The sequence below is a fragment of the Escherichia sp. MOD1-EC5189 genome (genome assembly GCF_002966045.1).
In the GTDB taxonomy this organism is placed as follows: domain Bacteria; phylum Pseudomonadota; class Gammaproteobacteria; order Enterobacterales; family Enterobacteriaceae; genus Escherichia; species Escherichia coli_F.
This window is the reverse complement of record NZ_PTRX01000004.1, coordinates 194,778-216,060: the sequence shown is the minus strand read 5'-3', so window position 1 is coordinate 216,060 and position 21,283 is coordinate 194,778. Positions and strand designations below refer to the sequence as shown.

Sequence of the window (21,283 nt, the reverse complement as noted above, 5' to 3'; positions counted from 1 at the left end):
TACATTCATACGATGCAAAAGGCATCGCTACAATTACGCCCGGGCAGCCCGGCTTACTTCATTTGCCACTCGCTCGGTGGCATCCGGAATGGATGCAGCACGGGCGCGTTCTGCCATGGTTAATAAGGTTTCTCGCGACCACCCGGCCAGGGTGTTGGCGACAGCATCCACAGTAAGCTGTGGCTGCTCGATAATTTTGGCTGCGCCCGCTTTTTCCAGCGGTAGCGCATTCCAGTATTGCTGGCGGTCTTTATGTTGAAACGGCACAAACAATGCCGGTAGCCCCGCTGCGGCAATTTCACTCACCGTTAACGCGCCGGAGCGGCAAACAACGACATCTGCCCACGCATACGCCGCCGCCATATCATCAATAAATTCCGTCACTTTATGCTGCGGTTGCCCTGCTTCGGCATATGCCTGTTCAACGGTTTGTTGCGAACCTTTGCCGCTCTGATGCCAGATAGTGACTGAATCGCCCAGCTTTGCTGCAACCTGCGGCATTGTTTGGTTAAGAATACGAGCGCCCTGAGAACCGCCCACTACCAACACACGAACCGGACCTTCACGACCAGCCAAACGTTGCTGCGGCAGTGGCAACGCCAACACATCGGTACGAACAGGATTACCCACCACTTCCGCATTAGGGAAAGCGCCTGGAAACGCCTGCATCACTTTGGTGGCAATCTTCGCCAGCCATTTATTGGTTAAGCCCGCAATACCGTTTTGTTCATGAAGTACAACCGGAATGCCTAACGACCACGCTGCCAGTCCACCTGGACCTGATACGTAGCCGCCCATACCGAGCACCACATCAGGTTTGAACGCTTTCATAATCGCCCGTGCCTGACGCCAGGCGTTAAAAATACGCAGAGGCGCAGCTAACAGTGCTTTTATACCTTTACCACGCAGACCAGAGATACGAATGAAATCAATTTCGATGCCATGTTTTGGCACTAAGTCCGCTTCCATACGGTCGGCAGTCCCCAGCCAGCGAACTTGCCAACCCTGAGCCATTAGATGGTGCGCAACCGCCAGTCCCGGGAACACATGTCCACCGGTTCCGCCGGCCATCACCATTAATCGCTTTCCTTGACCACTCATCGTGAACCTCGTACAAACGCCTGCGCTTTCTCCAGACGCGTTTCATAATCAATACGCAACAGCATCATGATGGCTGTCGACATAATCAGTAAGCTCGAACCACCGTAACTGATCAGCGGCAATGTCAGACCTTTGGTCGGTAACATCCCCGCCGCCGCACCTACGTTAACCAGCGCCTGGAAGCTAAACCAGATGCCAATGGAACAGGCGAGAAAACCGGAAAAACGATGGTCAATTTCTAATGCTTTACGGCCAATCGACATCGCACGAAAAGCGACGAAGAATACCATTAAAAGTGCTAGTACCACACCGACATAACCTAATTCTTCGCCGATAATGGCGAAAATAAAGTCAGTGTGCGCTTCCGGCAGATACTCCAGTTTTTGTACCGAGTTACCTAAGCCTTGCCCCCAAAGTTCGCCGCGACCAAACGCCATCAGCGATTGCGTTAACTGATAGCCGCTGCCAAAGGGATCTTCCCACGGGTTCCAGAATGCGGTAACACGGCGGATACGGTACGGTTCGGCGAGGATCAGCAACACAACCGCTGAAATGCCCATACCGATAATGGCAATGAACTGCCACAATTTCGCCCCCGCCAGGAATAACATCGCCAGCGTAGTCACAAACAACACCACCACCGTACCAAGGTCTGGCTGTGCCAGCAGTAACACTGCCAACACCAGAATCACGCCCATCGGTTTCAGGAAGCCGCGCAGGTTATTACGTACTTCGTCGCCTTTACGCACCAGATAGTTGGCGATATAGCAAAACAACGACAGTTTTGTCAGCTCCGCAGGCTGGATACGTAGCAAGCCGAGATCGATCCAACGCGATGCCCCTTTAACAGAGCTACCCACTACCAGAACGATCATCAACAGGATGATTGAACCGAGTAGCATCGTAGCGCTGTAACGTTGCCAGAACTCCATCGGCAGACGCAGCGTAATGATCGCCAGAATGAACGCCAGGATCAGGTAGACGCCATCACGCTTCGCGAAGAAGAACGGATCGTTGGTTAAGCGTTGCCCTATGGGCATTGACGCCGAGGTCACCATGATAAAGCCGATCGCCGCGAGGCCGAAGGTCAGCCACAGTAAGGTGCGATCGTACATGATCAGGCTGTCGGTATCTTTTTCCCGCGAGCCCATCACCCAGCCCTTTAGCGCCGTGGAGATCCAGACCAGAATACTGAATCCTGGCAGGCGCGGCATTTTCAGGCGAGGGAGAGATAAACGCATCAACCTAACTCCTTCGCCAGACGGGCAAACTCATTGCCTCGTTGTTCAAAGTTCTTGAACTGATCAAGGCTGGCACAGGCCGGGGAGAGCAGAACCATATCGCCCGGCTGAACACGCGGAGCCAGCAAGCGCATCGCCTGTTCCATGGTTTCGGTTTGTTCTGCCACTTCCGGGCGTAGCGCCGCCAGCTGCGCGCCGTCCCGACCGAAACAATACAGACGTACGTTATCGCCATTCAGGTAACGCGCCAGTGGGCTAAAATCCGCCGATTTACCATCGCCGCCCAGCAACAAATGCAGAGTGCCATCTACGTGCAGGCCATTCAGCGCCGCTTCCGTACTGCCGACATTGGTCGCTTTCGAGTCGTTAATCCAGCGCACACCGTTATGTTCCAGCACCACTTCAAAGCGATGCGGCAAACCAGTGAACGTAGTTAACGCTTTCAGGCTACTGGCGCGTGGCAAACCAGCTGCGTCTGCCAGCGCCAGTGCCGCCAGCGCATTGGTGTAGTTATGCTGACCGGAAAGTTTCATCTCTTTCACGTTCAACACTTTCTCGCCTTTCACCCGCAGCCAGGTTTCACCCTGCTGATGATTCAAGTGATAGTCGCCCATATTGATACCAAAGCTAACGCAGCGTTCATCCGCACCGCGAATCGGCATTGTTAAGGCATCATCAGCATTAACCACGCAAATTTTTGCGTTTTCGTAAATGCGCAGTTTTGCCGCACGATACTGCTGTAAACCAAACGGATAGCGATCCATATGATCTTCTGTCACGTTCAGAATGGTCGCTGCCACCGCCTGTAAACTGGAGGTGGTTTCAAGCTGGAAGCTCGACAGCTCCAGCACGTACAGTTCGCACTCAGCATCCAACAGCATCAACGCGGGCAGGCCAATGTTGCCACCCACGCCAACGTTAACGCCCGCCGCTTTCGCCATTTCACCCACTAGTGTGGTGACAGTGCTTTTGCCATTAGAACCGGTGATCGCCACGATTGGTGCTTGTGCTTCACGACAGAACAGTTCGATATCGCCAACAATTTCGATTCCGGCATCAGCGGCAGCGCTTAAGGAAGGATGCGCCAATGCAATGCCGGGACTGGCGACGATCAGATCAGCCGCCATCAGCCATTCGTCATTAAGACCGCCCGTGTGGCGTTCTACGGCTTCGGGTAATTTATCCAGGCCAGGCGGTGTCATCCGCGTATCCATGACGCGCGGCGTCACACCGCGAGCGAGGAAAAAGTCCACGCAAGAAAGCCCGGTGAGGCCCAGGCCGATAATGACGACATTTTTACCCTGGTAATCAGCCATGATTAACGTACCTTCAGCGTTGCCAGACCAATCAGGACCAGCATCAGCGAAATAATCCAGAAGCGCACAATGACACGCGGTTCCGGCCAGCCTTTCAGTTCATAGTGGTGATGAATCGGTGCCATGCGGAAAATACGTTGTCCGCGCAGTTTAAAGGAGCCGACCTGCAAAATAACCGACAGGGTTTCAACGACAAACACGCCGCCCATAATCACCAGCAGGAATTCCTGACGCAGCAGTACGGCGATAATGCCCAGCGCGCCACCTAACGCCAGCGAACCTACATCGCCCATAAAGACTTGCGCCGGATAGGTGTTAAACCACAGGAAGCCCAGCCCTGCCCCGACTATCGCGGTACAGACAATGACCAGTTCCCCGGCGTGTCGCAGATACGGTATGTGTAAATAGCTGGCAAAGTTCATGTTGCCGGTTGCCCATGCCACCAGCGCAAAACCACCGGCGACGAATACAGTCGGCATAATCGCCAGGCCATCAAGACCATCGGTCAGGTTTACCGCGTTGCCGGTGCCCACAATGACGAAGTAAGCCAGCAGAATGTAGAACAGCCCCAACTGCGGCATCACATCTTTAAAGAACGGGACCACCAGCTGCGTTGCGGGCGTGTCTTTCCCGGCAAGGTACAAAGCGAAAGCAACACCCAGCGCAATAACTGACATCCAGAAATACTTCCAGCGAGCAATCAACCCCTTGGTGTCTTTACGCACTACTTTGCGATAGTCATCAACGAAGCCAATAACACCGTAACCGACCAGCACGACCAACACGCACCAGACATACGGGTTGGACGGGTATGCCCACAGCAGCACGGAGATCACAATCGCTGTCAGGATCATAATCCCGCCCATAGTCGGCGTACCGCGCTTGCTGAAGTGTGATTCAGGACCGTCGTTACGCACCACCTGACCAAAGGAGAGTTTTTGTAAATGAGCAATCATGCGCGGGCCCATCCACAATGAGATGAACAGCGCAGTCAGCAGGCTGACGATGGCGCGAAACGTCAGATAGGAAAAGACGTTAAAGCCGGAATAATATTTGACCAAATGTTCGGCCAGCCAAACTAACATGTCCCATTCTCCTGTAAAGCGCGTACTACCTCTTCCATGGCAGCACTACGTGAACCCTTAACTAAAATTGTAATTACCTGTTGCTCAGCAATCAGTGATTTAAGACGTGTGATAAGCGCAGTTTTATCGGCAAAATGTTCACCAACGCCGCTGGCGGTACTGATAGCATGGCTTTGTTTACCCACACTTAACACGCGGTCAATACCCGCCGCCTTCGCCGCTTCGCCCACCTGTACATGGCAGGCCTCGCTTTCAGCGCCCAGTTCCGCCATATCGCCCACCACCAGCACACGGTAGCCCGGCATTTCAGCCAGTACCTGAACAGCGGCGGTCATGGAGCCGACGTTAGCGTTGTAGGAGTCGTCGAGCAGCAACTGATTTTCCGCCAGTTGAATGGGGAACAGACGGCCAGGAACAGCTTTCAGATTTGCCAGCCCCGCTTTAATAGCATCAAGCGTTGCGCCCACGGACATGGAGAGCGCAGCGGCTGCCAGCGCATTCGCAATATTGTGACGCCCCGGCAACGGCAGCAGAACATCGACGCTACCCGTTGGGGTTTGCAGGGTAAATTCCGTACCGTGCGAGGTCACGTGGATATTGGTAGCGGTGAAATCGCTGTTGTTAGCATTCGGTGAGAAGCGCCACACTTTGCGTGAGCCAATCACACTCTGCCAGTTCAGCCAGTCGTTGTTGTCGGCATTCATAATGGCGATACCGTTTTCCGGCAGGCCGCTAAAGATTTCACCTTTCGCTTTCGCGACACCCGCAAGCGAGCCAAAACCTTCCAGATGCGCCGCTGCCAGGTTGTTGACCAGCGCCGCTTCCGGGCGAGTCAGACTCACAGTCCAGGCAATTTCGCCCTGATGGTTCGCGCCAAGTTCAATTACTGCGTAATCGTACTCTGGCGTTAAGCGCAACAGCGTCATCGGTACACCGATGTCGTTGTTGAGATTGCCTGCCGTATAAAGCGTGTTGCCACACTGGCTTAAAATCGCTGCCGTCATCTCTTTAACGGAGGTTTTGCCGGAGGAACCGGTCAGAGCAACCACGCGCGCCGGAACTTGCTGGCGAACCCATGCAGCCAGTTCACCAAACGCCAGACGCGTATCCTTGACGATTAACTGCGGCAGATCGATATCCAGCGGACGGCTAACCAGCAGTGCACCCGCACCGCCAGCTTTCGCCTGGTCAGCAAAATCATGGGCATCGAAACGTTCGCCTTTCAGGGCAACAAACAGGCAACCCGGCGTCAATTTACGGGTGTCAGTGGTTACAGCATCAAGGGTAATATCTGCCCCTTTTAGTTCACCGTTGAGAATATCGGTAAGTTGGCTAAGGGTTACGCTAATCATGCAATCACCCCCAGCAGACGCGCTACCGTGACGCGATCGGAGTAGTCCAGACGCTGATTGCCAACAATCTGGTAATCCTCATGACCTTTGCCCGCGACCAGTACCACATCATTCTCTTTAGCCTGCATAACGGCGCAAGTCACCGCTTCAGCACGGCCTTCCATCACTTTGGCATGTCCGGCATCTAACATTCCCGCCAGAATATCGTTGATGATGGCACGCGGTTCTTCGGTACGCGGGTTATCGTCCGTCACCACCGCCACGTCAGCAAACTCTTCAGCAATTGCGCCCATCAGTGGACGTTTGCCTTTATCACGATCGCCACCACAGCCAAAGACGCACCACAGCTTGCCCGCACAGTGCAAACGCGCCGCCTGTAAGGCTTTTTCCAGTGCATCTGGCGTATGCGCGTAATCCACCACTACCGTCGGTTTGCCTGGCGCAGTGAACACTTCCATACGTCCACAAACCGGCTGCAGGCGTGCGGCAGTTTTCAGCAGGTCAGCCAACGGATAGCCCAGCGCCAGCAGCGTCGCCAGCGCCAGCAGCAAGTTGCTGACGTTAAAAGCGCCCATCAGATGGCTTTCAATTTCGCCATCGCCCCAGCTTGAGCTAAAGCGAATAGTCGCACCGCTGTCGTGATAGTTCACTTCAGTCGCTTTCAACCAGCGTCCGTGACAGTTCGGATTGATATGATCTTCCATTGATACCGCAACCGCGTCCGGCAGTTTTGCCAGCCAGCGGCGGCCCACTTCATCGTCGGCGTTAATAATCGCCTGACCGCAATGATGCTCAGAATAAAGCAGCCATTTCGCCGCTTCGTAGTGTTCCATATCACCATGATAATCAAGGTGATCGCGGCTCAAGTTGGTAAAGACTGACGCCGCAAATTTCAATGCCGCCACACGGTGCTGTACCAGCCCGTGGGAGGAAACTTCCATTGCGCAAAAAGTCGCGCCCTGATCCACCAGCCCCGCCAGCTCATGCTGAACATCGACTGCCGAACCGGTGGTATTTTCTGTCGGGATCACTTTTCCCAGCAGGCCGTTACCAACGGTGCCCATTACCGCGCTGGTTTCGCCAAGCAGTTGGCTCCACTGCGCCAACAGCTGGGTAGTCGTGGTTTTGCCGTTGGTGCCCGTTACGCCCACGAGACGTAAATTGTCAGAGGGTTCATGGTAAAAGCGGCCCGCCAGTTCAGATAAACGCTCATTGAGCTGGCTGAGATAGATGACTGGTACGCCGTGCATTTCACGGATTTCACCGTCGGTCGCCTCATCTTTCGCCTCTGCAATAATGGCAGCCACACCTTGCGCTATCGCCTGCGGGATATATCGACGCCCGTCCGCCTGATGACCTACTACAGCTACAAAGAGATCGCCCGCCGCAGCCACACGGCTGTCGAGTGTCATCTCTCGCAGTGCTCGCGAAGGTGCGTCTGGCACCCACGGAGCAAGAAGGTCGCGCAAATTACGATCTGCCACCTGTCCCCTCGCCTTGATTAATCACAAATTCATTTTTATCACCCGTTGTCAGCGCATCCGGCTCGATGTTCATGGTACGCAATACGCCGCCCATGATGGCACCAAAGACCGGCGCGGAAACGGCGCCGCCGTAGTATTTACCCGCCTGCGGATCGTTGATAACAACAACCAGCGCGAAGCGCGGCTGACTCGCAGGCGCAACGCCTGCGGTATAAGCAATATATTTATTGATGTAGCGACCGTCCGGCCCGACCTTTTTCGCGGTACCGGTTTTAATGGCGATACGATAGCCTTTAATCGCCGCCTTCACGCCGCCGCCGCCCGGTAGCGCCACGCTTTCCATCATATGCACCACGGTGCGAACAATGGATTCCGGGAAGACGCGTTCACCGGGAACCGGGGGATCAACTTTGGTAATCGACAGCGGGCGATAAATGCCATAGCTGCCGATAGTTGCGTAGACTCGCGCTAACTGTAACGGTGTTACCATTAGCCCGTAGCCGAAAGAGAAGGTGGCCCTCTCTATGTCAGACCACCGTTGTTTTTGAGGATATAAGCCACTGCGTTCTCCGACCAACCCCAAATTGGTCGCTTTTCCCAGTCCAAAACGTGAGTAAGTATCTACTAACGCTGAGGACGGCATCGCTAACGCCAGTTTGGAAACACCGACGTTACTCGACTTCTGTAATACCCCGGTCAGGGTTAATTCGCTGTAGCGTGCCACGTCTTTGATTTCGTGGCCGTTAATTCGATAAGGAACGGTATTCAGTACCGAGTTTTCTCGCACTACGCCACGTTGCAACGCGGTCATCACCACCATCGGTTTAACCGTTGAACCCGGTTCAAACACGTCAGTGATGGTACGGTTACGCATCGCCTCTTTCGGCGTGCCACTCAGATTGTTTGGGTTGTATGACGGGCTGTTAGCCATCGCCAGCACTTCACCGGTGTTGACATCCACCAGCACGGCGCTACCAGATTCAGCTTTGTTAAAGGCCACCGCATTGTTGAGTTCACGATAAACCAGCGCCTGCAGGCGTTCATCAATACTCAGCGCCAGGTTGTGCGCCGCCTGGCTGTCGGTGGAAGAGATATCTTCAATTACGCGACCATAGCGGTCTTTACGCACAATGCGCTCACCCGGCTGCCCGGTAAGCCATTTATCGAAACTCTTCTCGACGCCCTCAATCCCCTGACTATCGACGTTAGTAAAGCCGATGAGGTGAGCGGTCACTTCGCCGGATGGATAATAACGTCGAGATTCTTCACGCAGATGAATCCCCGGCAGTTTCAGTTTTTTGATGTACTCTGCCATGTCAGGGTTTACCTGACGCGCCAGATAAATAAAGCGCCCTTTCGGGTTGGCGTTAATGCGGGCTGAAAGCTGATCCAGCGGAATATTGAGTGCGTTAGCCAGCGCCTTCCAGCGATCACCGACGCTGATACCGCCAGCGTCATGCACTTCTTTCGGGTCAGCCCAAATCGCTTTTACCGGCACGCTCACCGCTAACGGGCGACCAGAACGGTCAGTAATCATGCCGCGGGAGGTGGAAACTTGCTGAACGCGTAGAGAACGCATGTCGCCCTCTTTTACCAGCATATCCGGGGAGATAACTTGTAACCACGCTACGCGTCCGAGCAGAAAAGCCAGCGCCAGGAGAATACAGCCGCATAACAACGCAAAACGCCAACTGATAAAGTTGGCATGTTCTTCCTGACGTTTTGGTTTCTGCGTTTTCGCCGCTGCTTTCATGCGTCGCGTTTATCCTTATTTTTGCACTACGATATTTTCTTGTGACGGATCAACATGCTGCATTTGCAGCTTTTCCGTGGCGATCCTTTCCACCCGGCTATGGTCGCCGAGCGCATTCTCTTCAAGGATCAGGTTGCGCCATTCAATGTCTAAAGCATCTCGCTCCAGCACCAGTTGTTCGCGCTGAGCGGTCAGTAAACGGGTGTGGTGCGCCGTGGTTACCACGGTCACCGCCGTCAAAATAATGCAAATGAACAGGCAGAGTGGCAGCTTCCCAAATCGCAATAGATCGTCACCGATAACACCAGGCAATGCATGGCGCTCGTGGCTTCCCATCGATCCTTTAACTTTGCTTAGAGCTTCTGTCACTCTGCTGATCATGCGTTCGTCCTCTCTGCAATACGCAGAACTGAACTACGGGCACGAGGGTTCTCAGCCACCTCTTCTTCGCCCGGCATTAACTTGCCTAGTGCTCGCAGCTGACGGCCACCCAGTTTTTTGAGCTGCTCTTCAGTCATCGGTAACCCTGCCGGAACTTGCGGACCGCGGCTGTTTTCACGCATAAAGCGCTTCACAATGCGGTCTTCCAGCGAGTGGAAGCTGATAATTGAAAGCCGCCCACCCGGGGCCAGCACGTTGAGCGAGCTTTTTAGCGCCTGCTCTATCTCCTCCAGTTCACTGTTTACCCAAATGCGCACCGCCTGGAAGGTACGGGTCGCGGGATGTTTAAACTTATCTTTCACCGGCGTTGCGGCAGCCACGACTTCCGCCAGTTCTTTGGTGCGGGTCATCGGCTGTTCGCGGTTTCGCTCGACAATGGCGCGGGCAATGCGTTTGGCAAAACGCTCTTCACCATAGGTTTTCAATACCCAGGCGATATCGGCTTCTTCTGCGGTTTGTAGCCATTCAGCGGCTGACTGCCCACGGGTTGGGTCCATACGCATGTCCAGCGGGCCATCGCGCATAAAGGAAAAGCCGCGTTCTGCATCATCAAGTTGCGGTGAAGAGACACCAAGATCGAGGAGAATGCCGTCGATCTTGCCGATAAGATCGCGCTCGGCAACGTATTCGCCCAGCGCGGAGAAAGGTCCATGGATGATGGAGAAGCGCGGATCATCAATAGTCTTCGCAACGGCGATAGCCTGCGGGTCGCGATCGATCGCCAGCAAACGCCCCTCTTCGCCAAGCTGCGAGAGGATCAGACGTGAGTGACCACCGCGACCAAAAGTCCCATCAATGTAGATGCCATCAGGACGGATATTGAGGCCATTAACGGCTTCATCCAGCAGCACCGTAGTATGTTTATAGTTTTCCATCATTTTATAGAGACAAGTCCTGCAGTCGCTCCGATAAGTCTCCAGTAGCCAACTGCTCTGCGTCGATATCTTCCTTGACCTGTTGATGCCAGGTTGTTTCATCCCACAGCTCAAACTTGTTGAACTGTCCAACCAGCATCACTTCTTTTGTCAGACCGGCATGTTGCCGCAGTACTGGCGCGATTAACAATCGACCGGCGCCATCCATCTGACATTCGCTGGCATGACCTAACAGAAGGCGCTGCACACGGCGCTCAACCGGGTTCATGCTCGACAGACGCGATAATTTTTGCTCGATAATTTCCCATTCAGGCAGGGGGTAAAGCAGCAGGCACGGGTGATGAATGTCAATGGTGCAAACCATTTGACCGGCAGCGTTCTCAAGCAGCTGTTCCCGATAACGGGTAGGCACTGATAAGCGCCCTTTGCTGTCGAGATTGACTAACGTTGCTCCCCGGAACATGCCAGCCTCACCCCTTATTCCCACTTTGCCCCACAATTTCCCACTGAAAGGAGTTTACGGAGCGGAGGAAAAGCTTGTCAAGCCAGTCACAAGGCATACCGAGGTAAAAAACCCGATGTTTACGGCTAATATCAGCGTTGTTTATTTTACGTCCAACGTGCGAAGCAAATTAACGTTATGAATAGCTGTAAGAAAAAATCCCTCATCGTCATCACCGTTTTAAAATGACTAACTATTTTCCACAGCAAATATAAAGTGTCAGTTTGCGACGCGAGCGGCATTTTAGGACATATCTTCCCCGGTTAACAGTCCCTGTTGCGTCTGTGTGGCGCTTGATGCCAGCAGGTTTGCGCAAAAGCAAAGAAAAGTGTTTGTTAAATCGGCAATTCATCTCTGCATGTAACAAAATAATGCAAAAACGCTCTGTCAATATTGCTTAATTATTGTGAATTTCAGCAGGTGAGTTAATTAATGGGTGGGTTTAAAAGCATTTATCAATAATAGCCAGGAATAGTCTTATTTACTTTAAGGATATTGATGTCCATTCCCGTACTCGACGCGCCAATGAGAAATTCACTGGCGCGTATTTTTGTTCGCGGCTTAGTTACGGCTGAGCACGCCGCGGCGATAGAGATTACGTTTAATGCGCGTTAACCCAGGTTTTGGCTTACGCGGTTCGTCCAGGCTTGCCAGGACAATTTCCAGCACACGCTCTGCGACATCGCGGTGACGTTGAGCCACTGCCAGCACCGGGCACTGTAAGAAGTCGAGCAGTTCGTTATCGCCAAAGGTGGCAATTGCCAGGTCAGAAGGCAGTTTGCCATCGCGACGCAGCGTGACATCCATCACCCCTTGCAACAACGCAAACGACGTTGTGAACAGCGCCTGCGGCATCGGATGCGTTTCCAGCCATTTTTCGAATAACTGGGCAGCCGCCTCCCGCTCATAACTGTTGGCATAAAGGAAATGCACTTCGCGCGGATCATCTTTCCAGGCAGTACGGAAACCTTGCTCACGCAAGAAGCTCACAGAAAGCTCCGGCAGCGCGCCAAGATAAAGCACCGTCTCGGCGGGAAACTTACGTAACTCTTCCGCCAGCATTTCGGCATCATCCTGATCGGCACCAACCACGCTGGTGAAGTGTTCACGATCGAGGGCGCGGTCCAGCGCGACAATCGGGAACGGGTCGTTAGCCCAGCGTTGATAAAAAGGATGCTCTGGTGGCAACGACGTCGAAACAATAATGGCATCAACCTGACGCTGTAGAAGATGCTCAATACAACGCATTTCGTTGTCTGGCTGATCTTCTGAGCAAGCAATCAGCAGTTGATAACCCCGTTGCCGCGCCTGACGTTCAAGATAATTAGCGATGCGGGTATAGCTGGTGTTCTCCAGATCGGGGATCACAAGACCAATAGAACGTGTGCGTCCAGCACGAAGCCCAGCTGCCACGGCGTTCGGGTGGTAATTGTGCTCACGCACCACAGCCATGACTTTTTCAACGGTTTTGTCGCTCACACGGTATTGCTTCGCTTTGCCGTTAATAACATAGCTTGCAGTGGTCCGCGACACTCCCGCCAGCCGAGCGATTTCATCCAGTTTCACAATTGCCCCTTGCGTAAAATGTAAAAACCATAGCCATTGTACTGGTATGGGTTAAATTCATTAACATCTAAGCGCAGAAAATTAACTGCGGCAACTGCTTTTATTCCATGTTCCCACTGAATTCGCAAAAAAAGCCCAACGTGACATGTTGGGCTGCAAATTGCGCATTGAGATCATTCTCAACGCATTATTTTATCGCCGCGCGAAAGTCCAACTACACCAGAGCGAGCAACTTCCACAATTTTCGCCACATCGCGAATCGATGCTAAAAATGCATCAAGCTTATCGCTGGTGCCTGCCAGTTGGACGGTGTAAAGCGATGGCGTGACATCGATGATTTGCCCACGAAATATTTCCGTATTGCGCTTCACTTCGTCACGTCCGTAGCCGCTGGCCTGAATTTTCACCAGCATAATTTCCCGCTCGACGTGCGCCCCCTGCCCCAGCTCGCTCACGCGCAAGACATCGACCAGTTTGTGTAATTGCTTTTCGATCTGCTCAAGCACTTTTTCATCGCCCACGGTCTGGATGGTCATACGCGATAATGTCGGATCGTCGGTGGGCGCAACGGTCAGGCTTTCAATGTTGTACCCACGTTGGGAAAAAAGGCCAATCACGCGGGATAACGCGCCTGATTCATTTTCGAGTAAGACTGATAATATCCGGCGCATAATCAGGTTCTCTCCGTTTTGCTTAACCACATTTCATCCATTCCGCCCCCGCGAATCTGCATCGGGTAGACGTGCTCACTGCCATCGACGGTAACATCAACAAAGACCAGACGATTATTGCGCACCTGTTGCAGCGCCTCGCTAAGTTTGCTTTCCAGCTCTTGCGGATGAGAAATCTGGATCCCAACATGCCCATAGGCTTCCGCCAGACGGACGAAATCGGGTAGCGATTGCATATAAGATTGTGAATGGCGGCCGGAATAGATCATGTCCTGCCACTGCTTCACCATCCCCAGATAGCGATTATTAAGATTCACCACCAATACCGGCAACTCGTATTGCAAGGCGGTAGACAGTTCCTGAATGTTCATCTGAATACTGCCGTCACCAGTGACGCAAACCACGGTTTCTTCTGGCAGCGCCATTTTGACGCCCAGTGCCGCAGGTAAACCAAACCCCATCGTGCCGAGGCCACCAGAGTTAATCCAGCGACGCGGTTTGTCGAAAGGATAATAAAGTGCGGCGAATATCTGGTGCTGCCCGACATCAGACGTCACGTAAGCGTCCCCCTTCGTCAGCCGCCAAAGAGTCTCGATAACGGCCTGCGGTTTAATCTTTTCACTGTGAATATCGTATTTCAGGCACTGACGAGCACGCCACTGTTCAATCTGCTGCCACCAGTCGCGGATCTCATCCAGCGGTTGATGGGCGGATTCTTGCGACAGGAGTTCAAGCATTTGTTCGAGGACCTGGCGGGCATCCCCCACAATCGGGATATCAGCAGTCACGGTTTTAGAAATTGAAGTTGGATCAATATCGATATGCAGAACAGTGGCATTTGGGCAGTACTTTGCCAGATTGTTCGTCGTTCGGTCATCAAAACGTACCCCGACGGCGAAAATCACATCCGCGTTATGCATCGTCATATTGGCTTCGTAGGTACCGTGCATTCCCAGCATGCCCAGTGCCTGACGATGCGTTGCCGGAAACGCCCCCAGCCCCATTAATGAGGAAACAACGGGCAGATTCAACGCCTCCACCGTGTCTTTCAACTGCTGATGGCAGCCCGCCGTGATTGCCCCACCGCCTACATAGACAACCGGTTTTTTTGCCGCCACCAGTGTTTGCAGAGCGCGCTTAATTTGCCCTTTATGTCCGGAGGTCGTGGGATTGTAAGATCGCATACTGACCGACTCCGGCCAGACGTAGGGTAATTTGTTCGCAGGATTAAGAATATCTTTCGGTAAATCAACGACCACGGGGCCAGGGCGACCACTTGCCGCCAGCCAAAAAGCCTTTTTCAGCACCTGCGGAATGTCTTCCGTTTGCTTAACCAGAAAACTGTGCTTCACCACTGGGCGGGAAATTCCCACCATGTCGCACTCCTGAAAAGCATCGTAGCCTATCAACGAAGTTGCTACCTGCCCGGAAAGAACAACCAAGGGAATGGAGTCCATATAAGCGGTGGCGATGCCGGTAATCGCATTGGTCGCCCCTGGCCCCGATGTTACCAGCACGACGCCGACTTCCCCGGTCGCGCGTGCCAGACCATCGGCCATATGCACCGCCGCCTGCTCATGACGAACTAATACATGATCGATACCACCCACGGTATGCAATGCATCGTAAATATCAAGGACCGCGCCTCCGGGATAACCGAATACTTGTTTAACGCCCTGATCGATAAGCGATCGGACGACCATCTCGGCTCCAGACAACATCTCCATGGCCTGCCTCACTGTTTAACGGAAAAATGTGTAAAACACATTAACCGCCCGATCTTGCTTAAGCAATTGGTAGCCAGAGACATAAACACGAGGTAATAAGAATAAACAGGAGGAAAGGTGAAAAGAAACGATAAAATCCTCCATTACGGAGGATTAAATTGATAATAAATCGGCTAAATCCCACAACTTACAGCAATTTCTCTATTTTTTTAATTAATCCTAAAATAGTGAACTCACACATTCAGAATAAAATTCTATATTCAATAAAAAATACAGAATAAATCAGTAATCAATATCTGACCTATTCTGCATTCAGTTAGCGTTTGCAAATTGAGACTAATTGCTCTTCCATCCACTGATGGCCTTTGTCGCGCCCGGCAGCTTCATGCCAGGAGAGATAACAGGTTCTGCTATTTTGTTTTAATGGCAGCGGTAATACCTGTAACTCTAAAGATTCAGCGAACTCTTCAGCCAGCCAACGCGGCGCAATAGCGACCAGATGCGTTTGCGACACCACGCTCAGTACACTCATCATTGCCATGCCCTGATACGCGATACTGGCTTGCTTGTCTACCGTGTCATACCACGGTTGACTAAATGACGCGAAACGATCGAGCGAAACTGCCGCATGTTGTTCGTTATAAACATCATGTTTCAGTAACGGGCCTTTAATTGTTGGATGATTTTTGCTGGCTACCAGCACCATTTCATCTTTAAATAATGGCACACTGGTAAATTCAGGACGATGGAAGTCTTCATAACTAATCACAAACTCCGTTTCCTGATAACGCAGTTGATGTTCAGTGTTCTGATTTAATGAAGACTTGAACATAACATGTATATTTGGCGCAGTTTGCTCAATGTGATTATAAATCTGCGAGGTCAGAATGCTGTCTAACGGACTGCAAACACAAAGATGAAATACACGTTCACTGCTCGCGGGTTCAAAACCTGAACCTGGCAATTCATTTTGTACTAATTGCAATGCCTGACGAACTGAACCAAAAAGTTGAAATGCGCGAGCAGTCGGTTGAATGCCACGGCCATAACGAACAAAAAGCTCGTCATTAAACATCACCTTCAGGCGTGCAACCGCGTTACTGACCGCAGGTTGCGACATCCCCAGAACATGAGCGGCACGGGTGATGTTTTGCTCCTGCATCACGGCATCGAAAACGGTTAATAAGTTGAGATCGACCATGCGTAGTTGTGGCTTGCTTAACTCCGCCGTCTCTGGTTGCTCTGTTTGTACCTCTGGCATACTTAACTCCACTGTCACACTTAACTCCCTTTCCCTTATTGGAATGCAGAGAAATAATCCTCGAGAATATGATTTATCATGCATATAAAATAAGAAAAAGGAAAATGAGAAAAATTAGGAAAACATAAAGATACGGGTTCTTATAAAAACAGAACCCATTGCCGAGTAAAGAGTCATTTACCGCAGCATAATAATCCATAATGTTTTTGTTGCGAAAGCAATCTAATCATAACTACCGCGAATACTCAATCATCCACAAAATGGATTAAATGTGCTTTTTTAATAATTAATTTATATGTTTAATGCATTAATTCTTAACATTAATCGAACAATAATATTCACCAAATGAATATCAAAAAATTAGCAAAACATATAATTCAATACAAATCATCAAGATAGGTTTTGTAACGCGTGCATTTTATCCCCCTTTTCCTCGTTGATTAGATACAAAAATTTATTCTGAAATATGTCAACCGATGAAAAGCGTCGGTGGTTAAGCAGAAATTAATATCGCTTGTTTTAACCACTGCAGCACAATTAGCTAATTTGACGAATGCAGAACTCACTCTGGCGGAACGTTTTTGTTGCGTCAGGGTTGACATCCGTTTTTGTATCCAGTAACTCTAAAAGCATATCGTATTCATCTGGAGCTGATTTAATGACTCACATCGTTCGCTTTATCGGTCTACTACTACTAAACGCATCTTCTTTGCGCGGTAGACGAGTGAGCGGCATTCAGCATTAAGCCAGCACGCAGTCAAACAAAAAACCCGCGCCATTGCGCGGGTTTTTTTATGCCCGAAGCGAGGCGCTCAAAAAGAGACAAGGACCCAAACCATGAGCCAGCAAGTCATTATTTTCGATACCACATTGCGCGACGGTGAACAGGCGTTACAGGCAAGCTTGAGTGTGAAAGAAAAACTGCAAATTGCGCTGGCCCTTGAGCGTATGGGTGTTGACGTGATGGAAGTCGGTTTCCCCGTCTCTTCGCCGGGCGATTTCGAATCGGTGCAGACCATCGCCCGCCAGGTCAAAAACAGCCGCGTATGTGCGTTAGCTCGCTGCGTGGAAAAGGATATCGACGTGGCAGCTGAATCTCTGAAAGTTGCCGAAGCCTTCCGTATCCATACCTTTATTGCCACTTCACCAATGCACATCGCCACCAAGCTGCGTAGCACGCTGGACGAAGTGATCGAACGCGCTATCTATATGGTGAAACGCGCACGTAATTACACCGATGATGTTGAATTTTCTTGCGAAGATGCCGGACGCACACCGATTGCCGATCTGGCGCGCGTGGTTGAAGCGGCGATTAACGCCGGTGCCACCACCATCAACATTCCGGACACCGTGGGCTACACCATGCCATTTGAGTTCGCCGGAATCATCAGCGGCCTGTATGAACGCGTGCCTAACATCGACAAAGCCATTATCTCCGTACATACCCACGACGATTTAGGCCTGGCAGTTGGCAACTCACTGGCGGCGGTACATGCCGGAGCGCGCCAGGTGGAAGGTGCAATGAATGGGATCGGCGAGCGTGCCGGTAACTGTTCGCTGGAAGAAGTGATCATGGCGATCAAAGTTCGTAAGGATATTCTCAACGTTCATACCGCCATTAATCACCAGGAAATATGGCGCACCAGCCAGTTAGTTAGCCAGATTTGTAATATGCCGATCCCGGCAAACAAAGCCATTGTTGGCAGCGGCGCATTCGCACACTCCTCCGGTATCCACCAGGATGGCGTGCTGAAAAACCGCGAAAACTACGAAATCATGACACCAGAATCTATTGGTCTGAACCAAATCCAGCTGAATCTGACCTCTCGTTCCGGTCGTGCGGCAGTAAAACACCGCATGGATGAGATGGGGTATAAAGAAAGTGAATATAATTTAGACAATTTGTACGATGCCTTCCTGAAGCTGGCGGACAAAAAAGGTCAGGTGTTTGATTACGATCTGGAGGCGTTGGCCTTCATCGGTAAGCAGCAAGAAGAGCCGGAGCATTTCCGTCTGGATTACTTCAGCGTGCAGTCTGGTTCTAACGATATTGCCACTGCCGCCGTCAAACTGGCCTGTGGCGAGGAAGTTAAAGCGGAAGCTGCCAACGGTAATGGTCCGGTCGATGCCGTCTATCAGGCGATTAACCGCATCACTGACTATAACGTCGAACTGGTGAAATACAGCCTGACCGCCAAAGGCCACGGTAAAGATGCGCTGGGTCAGGTGGATATCGTCGCTAACTACAACGGTCGCCGCTTCCACGGCGTCGGCCTGGCCACCGATATTGTCGAGTCCTCCGCCAAAGCCATGGTGCACGTACTGAACAATATCTGGCGCGCCGCAGAAGTCGAAAAAGAGTTGCAACGCAAAGCTCAACACAACGAAAACAACAAGGAAACCGTGTGATGTCGAAGAATTACCATATTGCCGTTTTACCCGGAGATGGGATCGGGCCGGAAGTGATGACCCAGGCACTGAAAGTGCTGGATGCCGTGCGTAACCGCTTTGCGATGCGTATTACCACCAGCCATTACGATGTAGGCGGCGCTGCCATTGATAACCACGGGCAGCCGCTGCCGCCTGCGACGGTTGAAGGTTGTGAGCAAGCCGATGCCGTGCTGTTTGGCTCGGTGGGCGGCCCGAAATGGGAACATTTGCCGCCAGACCAGCAACCAGAACGCGGCGCGCTGTTGCCTTTGCGTAAGCACTTCAAATTATTCAGCAACCTGCGTCCGGCAAAACTGTATCAGGGGCTGGAAGCATTCTGTCCGCTGCGTGCTGACATTGCCGCTAACGGCTTCGACATCCTGTGTGTGCGCGAACTGACCGGTGGCATCTATTTCGGTCAACCAAAAGGTCGCGAGGGTAGCGGACAATATGAAAAAGCGTTTGATACCGAGGTGTATCACCGTTTTGAGATCGAGCGCATTGCCCGTATCGCGTTTGAATCTGCCCGCAAGCGTCGTCGCAAAGTCACCTCAATCGACAAAGCCAATGTGCTGCAATCCTCTATTTTATGGCGGGAGATTGTTAACGAGATCGCCACGGAGTATCCGGATGTCGAACTGGCGCATATGTACATCGACAACGCTACCATGCAGCTGATTAAAGATCCGTCGCAGTTTGACGTACTGCTGTGCTCCAACCTGTTTGGCGACATTCTGTCTGATGAATGCGCGATGATCACAGGCTCGATGGGCATGTTGCCTTCCGCCAGCCTGAACGAGCAAGGTTTTGGTCTGTATGAACCGGCGGGCGGCTCGGCACCCGATATCGCAGGCAAAAACATCGCCAACCCGATTGCACAAATTCTGTCGCTGGCGCTGCTGCTGCGTTACAGCCTGGATGCCGATGATGCGGCTTCCGCCATTGAACGCGCCATTAACCGCGCGTTAGAAGAAGGCATTCGCACCGGGGATTTAGCCCGTGGCGCTGCCGCCGTTAGTACCGATGAAATGGGCGATATCATTGCCCGCTATGTGGCAGAAGGGGTGTAATCATGGCTAAGACGTTATACGAAAAATTATTCGACGCTCACGTAGTGTACGAAGCCGAAAACGAAACCCCGCTGTTATATATCGACCGTCATCTGGTACATGAAGTGACCTCACCGCAGGCGTTCGATGGTCTGCGCGCCCACGGTCGCCCGGTACGTCAGCCGGGGAAAACCTTCGCCACCATGGATCACAACGTCTCGACTCAGACTAAAGACATTAATGCCTGCGGTGAGATGGCGCGCATCCAGATGCAGGAACTGATCAAAAACTGCAAAGAGTTTGGCGTCGAACTGTATGACCTGAATCACCCGTATCAGGGGATTGTCCACGTAATGGGGCCGGAACAGGGCGTCACCTTACCCGGAATGACCATTGTCTGCGGCGACTCACATACCGCCACCCACGGGGCGTTTGGTGCACTGGCCTTTGGTATCGGTACATCCGAGGTCGAACACGTACTGGCAACGCAGACCCTGAAACAGGGGCGCGCGAAAACCATGAAAATTGAAGTCCAGGGCAAAGCTGCGCCGGGCATTACCGCGAAAGATATTGTGCTGGCGATTATCGGTAAAACCGGCAGCGCTGGCGGTACCGGGCATGTGGTGGAGTTTTGCGGCGAAGCAATCCGTGATTTAAGCATGGAAGGTCGTATGACCCTGTGCAACATGGCAATCGAAATGGGCGCAAAAGCCGGTCTGGTTGCGCCGGACGAAACCACCTTTAACTATGTTAAAGGCCGTCTGCATGCGCCGAAAGGTAAAGATTTCGACGACGCCGTTGCCTACTGGAAAACTCTGCAAACCGACGAAGGCGCAACTTTCGATACCGTTGTCACTCTGCAAGCAGAAGAGATCGCCCCGCAGGTAACATGGGGAACTAACCCCGGTCAGGTGATCTCCGTGAACGACAACATTCCCGATCCGGCTTCGTTTGCCGATCCAGTTGAACGCGCGTCGGCAGAAAAAGCGCTGGCCTATATGGGGCTGAAACCGGGTATTCCGCTGACCGAAGTGGCTATCGACAAAGTGTTTATCGGTTCCTGCACCAACTCGCGCATTGAAGATTTACGCGCAGCGGCAGAAATCGCCAAAGGCCGGAAAGTCGCGCCGAGCGTGCAGGCACTGGTGGTTCCCGGCTCTGGTCCGGTAAAAGCCCAGGCGGAAGCGGAAGGTCTGGACAAAATCTTTATCGAAGCCGGTTTTGAATGGCGCTTGCCAGGCTGCTCAATGTGTCTGGCGATGAACAACGACCGCCTGAATCCGGGCGAACGTTGTGCCTCCACCAGCAACCGTAACTTTGAAGGCCGCCAGGGGCGCGGTGGACGCACGCATCTGGTCAGCCCGGCAATGGCTGCCGCTGCTGCTGTTACTGGTCATTTCGCCGATATTCGCAACATTAAATAAGGAGC

At 52.2% G+C, this 21,283-nt stretch carries 20 protein-coding genes; 5 read left to right on the top strand and 15 right to left on the bottom strand.

What is annotated here, in order from left to right; all coding sequences use genetic code 11:
* Window positions 1-33: 33 nt before the first annotated feature.
* The 14 genes from murG to ilvI form a co-directional block, all read right to left on the bottom strand.
* Window positions 34-1,101: an undecaprenyldiphospho-muramoylpentapeptide beta-N-acetylglucosaminyltransferase gene (murG, locus tag ATB02_RS05195; RefSeq protein ID WP_105271193.1), complete on the bottom strand. Its 1,068-nt coding sequence runs from the start codon at window positions 1,099-1,101 to the stop codon at window positions 34-36.
* Window positions 1,098-2,342 (bottom strand): cell division protein FtsW, encoded by a 1,245-nt coding sequence (ftsW, locus tag ATB02_RS05190; protein WP_001295532.1) that lies wholly within the window; start codon window positions 2,340-2,342, stop codon window positions 1,098-1,100. The genes murG and ftsW overlap by 4 nt, the downstream gene beginning before the upstream one ends.
* The gene (gene murD, locus ATB02_RS05185) at window positions 2,342-3,658 is read right to left on the bottom strand and encodes a UDP-N-acetylmuramoyl-L-alanine--D-glutamate ligase (protein ID WP_105271192.1); all 1,317 of its coding nucleotides are present in this window, start codon (window positions 3,656-3,658) and stop codon (window positions 2,342-2,344) included. The genes ftsW and murD overlap by 1 nt, the downstream gene beginning before the upstream one ends.
* A 2-nt stretch (window positions 3,659-3,660) precedes the next feature.
* Window positions 3,661-4,743 (bottom strand): phospho-N-acetylmuramoyl-pentapeptide-transferase, encoded by a 1,083-nt coding sequence (gene mraY, locus ATB02_RS05180; protein WP_000964131.1) that lies wholly within the window; start codon window positions 4,741-4,743, stop codon window positions 3,661-3,663.
* The gene (gene murF / locus ATB02_RS05175; RefSeq protein WP_000626658.1) at window positions 4,737-6,095 is read right to left on the bottom strand and encodes a UDP-N-acetylmuramoyl-tripeptide--D-alanyl-D-alanine ligase; all 1,359 of its coding nucleotides are present in this window, start codon (window positions 6,093-6,095) and stop codon (window positions 4,737-4,739) included. Before murF ends, mraY begins: the two co-directional genes overlap by 7 nt.
* Window positions 6,092-7,579, bottom strand: a complete 1,488-nt coding sequence (gene murE / locus ATB02_RS05170) for a UDP-N-acetylmuramoyl-L-alanyl-D-glutamate--2,6-diaminopimelate ligase (RefSeq protein ID WP_105271191.1) — start codon at window positions 7,577-7,579, stop codon at window positions 6,092-6,094. Before murE ends, murF begins: the two co-directional genes overlap by 4 nt.
* On the bottom strand, window positions 7,566-9,332 hold the full coding sequence (gene ftsI, locus ATB02_RS05165) for a peptidoglycan glycosyltransferase FtsI (protein WP_000642212.1): 1,767 nt from the start codon (window positions 9,330-9,332) through the stop codon (window positions 7,566-7,568). Before ftsI ends, murE begins: the two co-directional genes overlap by 14 nt.
* 15 nt (window positions 9,333-9,347) lie before the next feature.
* On the bottom strand, window positions 9,348-9,713 hold the full coding sequence (gene ftsL, locus ATB02_RS05160) for a cell division protein FtsL (RefSeq protein ID WP_000625658.1): 366 nt from the start codon (window positions 9,711-9,713) through the stop codon (window positions 9,348-9,350).
* Complete coding sequence (gene rsmH, locus ATB02_RS05155) at window positions 9,710-10,651, bottom strand: 16S rRNA (cytosine(1402)-N(4))-methyltransferase RsmH (RefSeq protein ID WP_000970479.1); 942 nt, start codon at window positions 10,649-10,651, stop codon at window positions 9,710-9,712. The genes ftsL and rsmH overlap by 4 nt, the downstream gene beginning before the upstream one ends.
* Window position 10,652: 1 nt before the next feature.
* Complete coding sequence (gene mraZ, locus ATB02_RS05150; RefSeq protein WP_001295770.1) at window positions 10,653-11,111, bottom strand: division/cell wall cluster transcriptional repressor MraZ; 459 nt, start codon at window positions 11,109-11,111, stop codon at window positions 10,653-10,655.
* 600 nt (window positions 11,112-11,711) lie between these two features.
* On the bottom strand, window positions 11,712-12,716 hold the full coding sequence (gene cra, locus ATB02_RS05140; RefSeq protein ID WP_000762400.1) for a catabolite repressor/activator: 1,005 nt from the start codon (window positions 12,714-12,716) through the stop codon (window positions 11,712-11,714).
* A gap of 81 nt (window positions 12,717-12,797) precedes the next feature.
* Window positions 12,798-12,884 (bottom strand): hypothetical protein, encoded by an 87-nt coding sequence (locus tag ATB02_RS05135; RefSeq protein ID WP_032160836.1) that lies wholly within the window; start codon window positions 12,882-12,884, stop codon window positions 12,798-12,800.
* A gap of 11 nt (window positions 12,885-12,895) precedes the next feature.
* Window positions 12,896-13,387 (bottom strand): acetolactate synthase small subunit, encoded by a 492-nt coding sequence (gene ilvN / locus ATB02_RS05130; RefSeq protein WP_001252744.1) that lies wholly within the window; start codon window positions 13,385-13,387, stop codon window positions 12,896-12,898.
* Window positions 13,388-13,389: 2 nt separating this feature from the next.
* The gene (ilvI, locus tag ATB02_RS05125; protein WP_105271190.1) at window positions 13,390-15,114 is read right to left on the bottom strand and encodes an acetolactate synthase 3 large subunit; all 1,725 of its coding nucleotides are present in this window, start codon (window positions 15,112-15,114) and stop codon (window positions 13,390-13,392) included.
* Between the two features lie 117 nt (window positions 15,115-15,231).
* Here ilvI and ATB02_RS26435 point away from each other — a divergent pair, with 117 nt between their 5' ends.
* On the top strand, window positions 15,232-15,276 hold the full coding sequence (locus tag ATB02_RS26435; RefSeq protein ID WP_175565144.1) for a hypothetical protein: 45 nt from the start codon (window positions 15,232-15,234) through the stop codon (window positions 15,274-15,276).
* 154 nt (window positions 15,277-15,430) lie between these two features.
* Here the strand turns inward: ATB02_RS26435 and leuO are convergent, their stop codons facing one another.
* A complete protein-coding gene (gene leuO, locus ATB02_RS05120) occupies window positions 15,431-16,375 on the bottom strand; it encodes a transcriptional regulator LeuO (protein WP_001353461.1) in 945 nt (314 codons plus the stop codon).
* A 658-nt stretch (window positions 16,376-17,033) separates the two neighbouring features.
* On the opposite strand from leuO, the gene leuL reads away from it, so the two are divergent.
* The 4 genes from leuL (at window position 17,034) to leuC (ending at window position 21,278) form a co-directional block, all read left to right on the top strand.
* Window positions 17,034-17,120 carry a leu operon leader peptide gene (leuL, locus tag ATB02_RS05115; RefSeq protein WP_001300467.1) on the top strand — a complete coding sequence of 29 codons (87 nt, stop codon included), beginning with the start codon at window positions 17,034-17,036 and terminating at the stop codon, window positions 17,118-17,120.
* A gap of 92 nt (window positions 17,121-17,212) precedes the next feature.
* Window positions 17,213-18,784, top strand: a complete 1,572-nt coding sequence (leuA, locus tag ATB02_RS05110) for a 2-isopropylmalate synthase (protein ID WP_000082846.1) — start codon at window positions 17,213-17,215, stop codon at window positions 18,782-18,784.
* Window positions 18,784-19,875, top strand: coding sequence for a 3-isopropylmalate dehydrogenase (gene leuB, locus ATB02_RS05105; RefSeq protein WP_000042368.1), 1,092 nt, complete (start codon window positions 18,784-18,786; stop codon window positions 19,873-19,875). The genes leuA and leuB overlap by 1 nt, the downstream gene beginning before the upstream one ends.
* Window positions 19,876-19,877: 2 nt before the next feature.
* The gene (gene leuC / locus ATB02_RS05100; protein ID WP_105271189.1) at window positions 19,878-21,278 is read left to right on the top strand and encodes a 3-isopropylmalate dehydratase large subunit; all 1,401 of its coding nucleotides are present in this window, start codon (window positions 19,878-19,880) and stop codon (window positions 21,276-21,278) included.
* Window positions 21,279-21,283 lie beyond the last annotated feature (5 nt).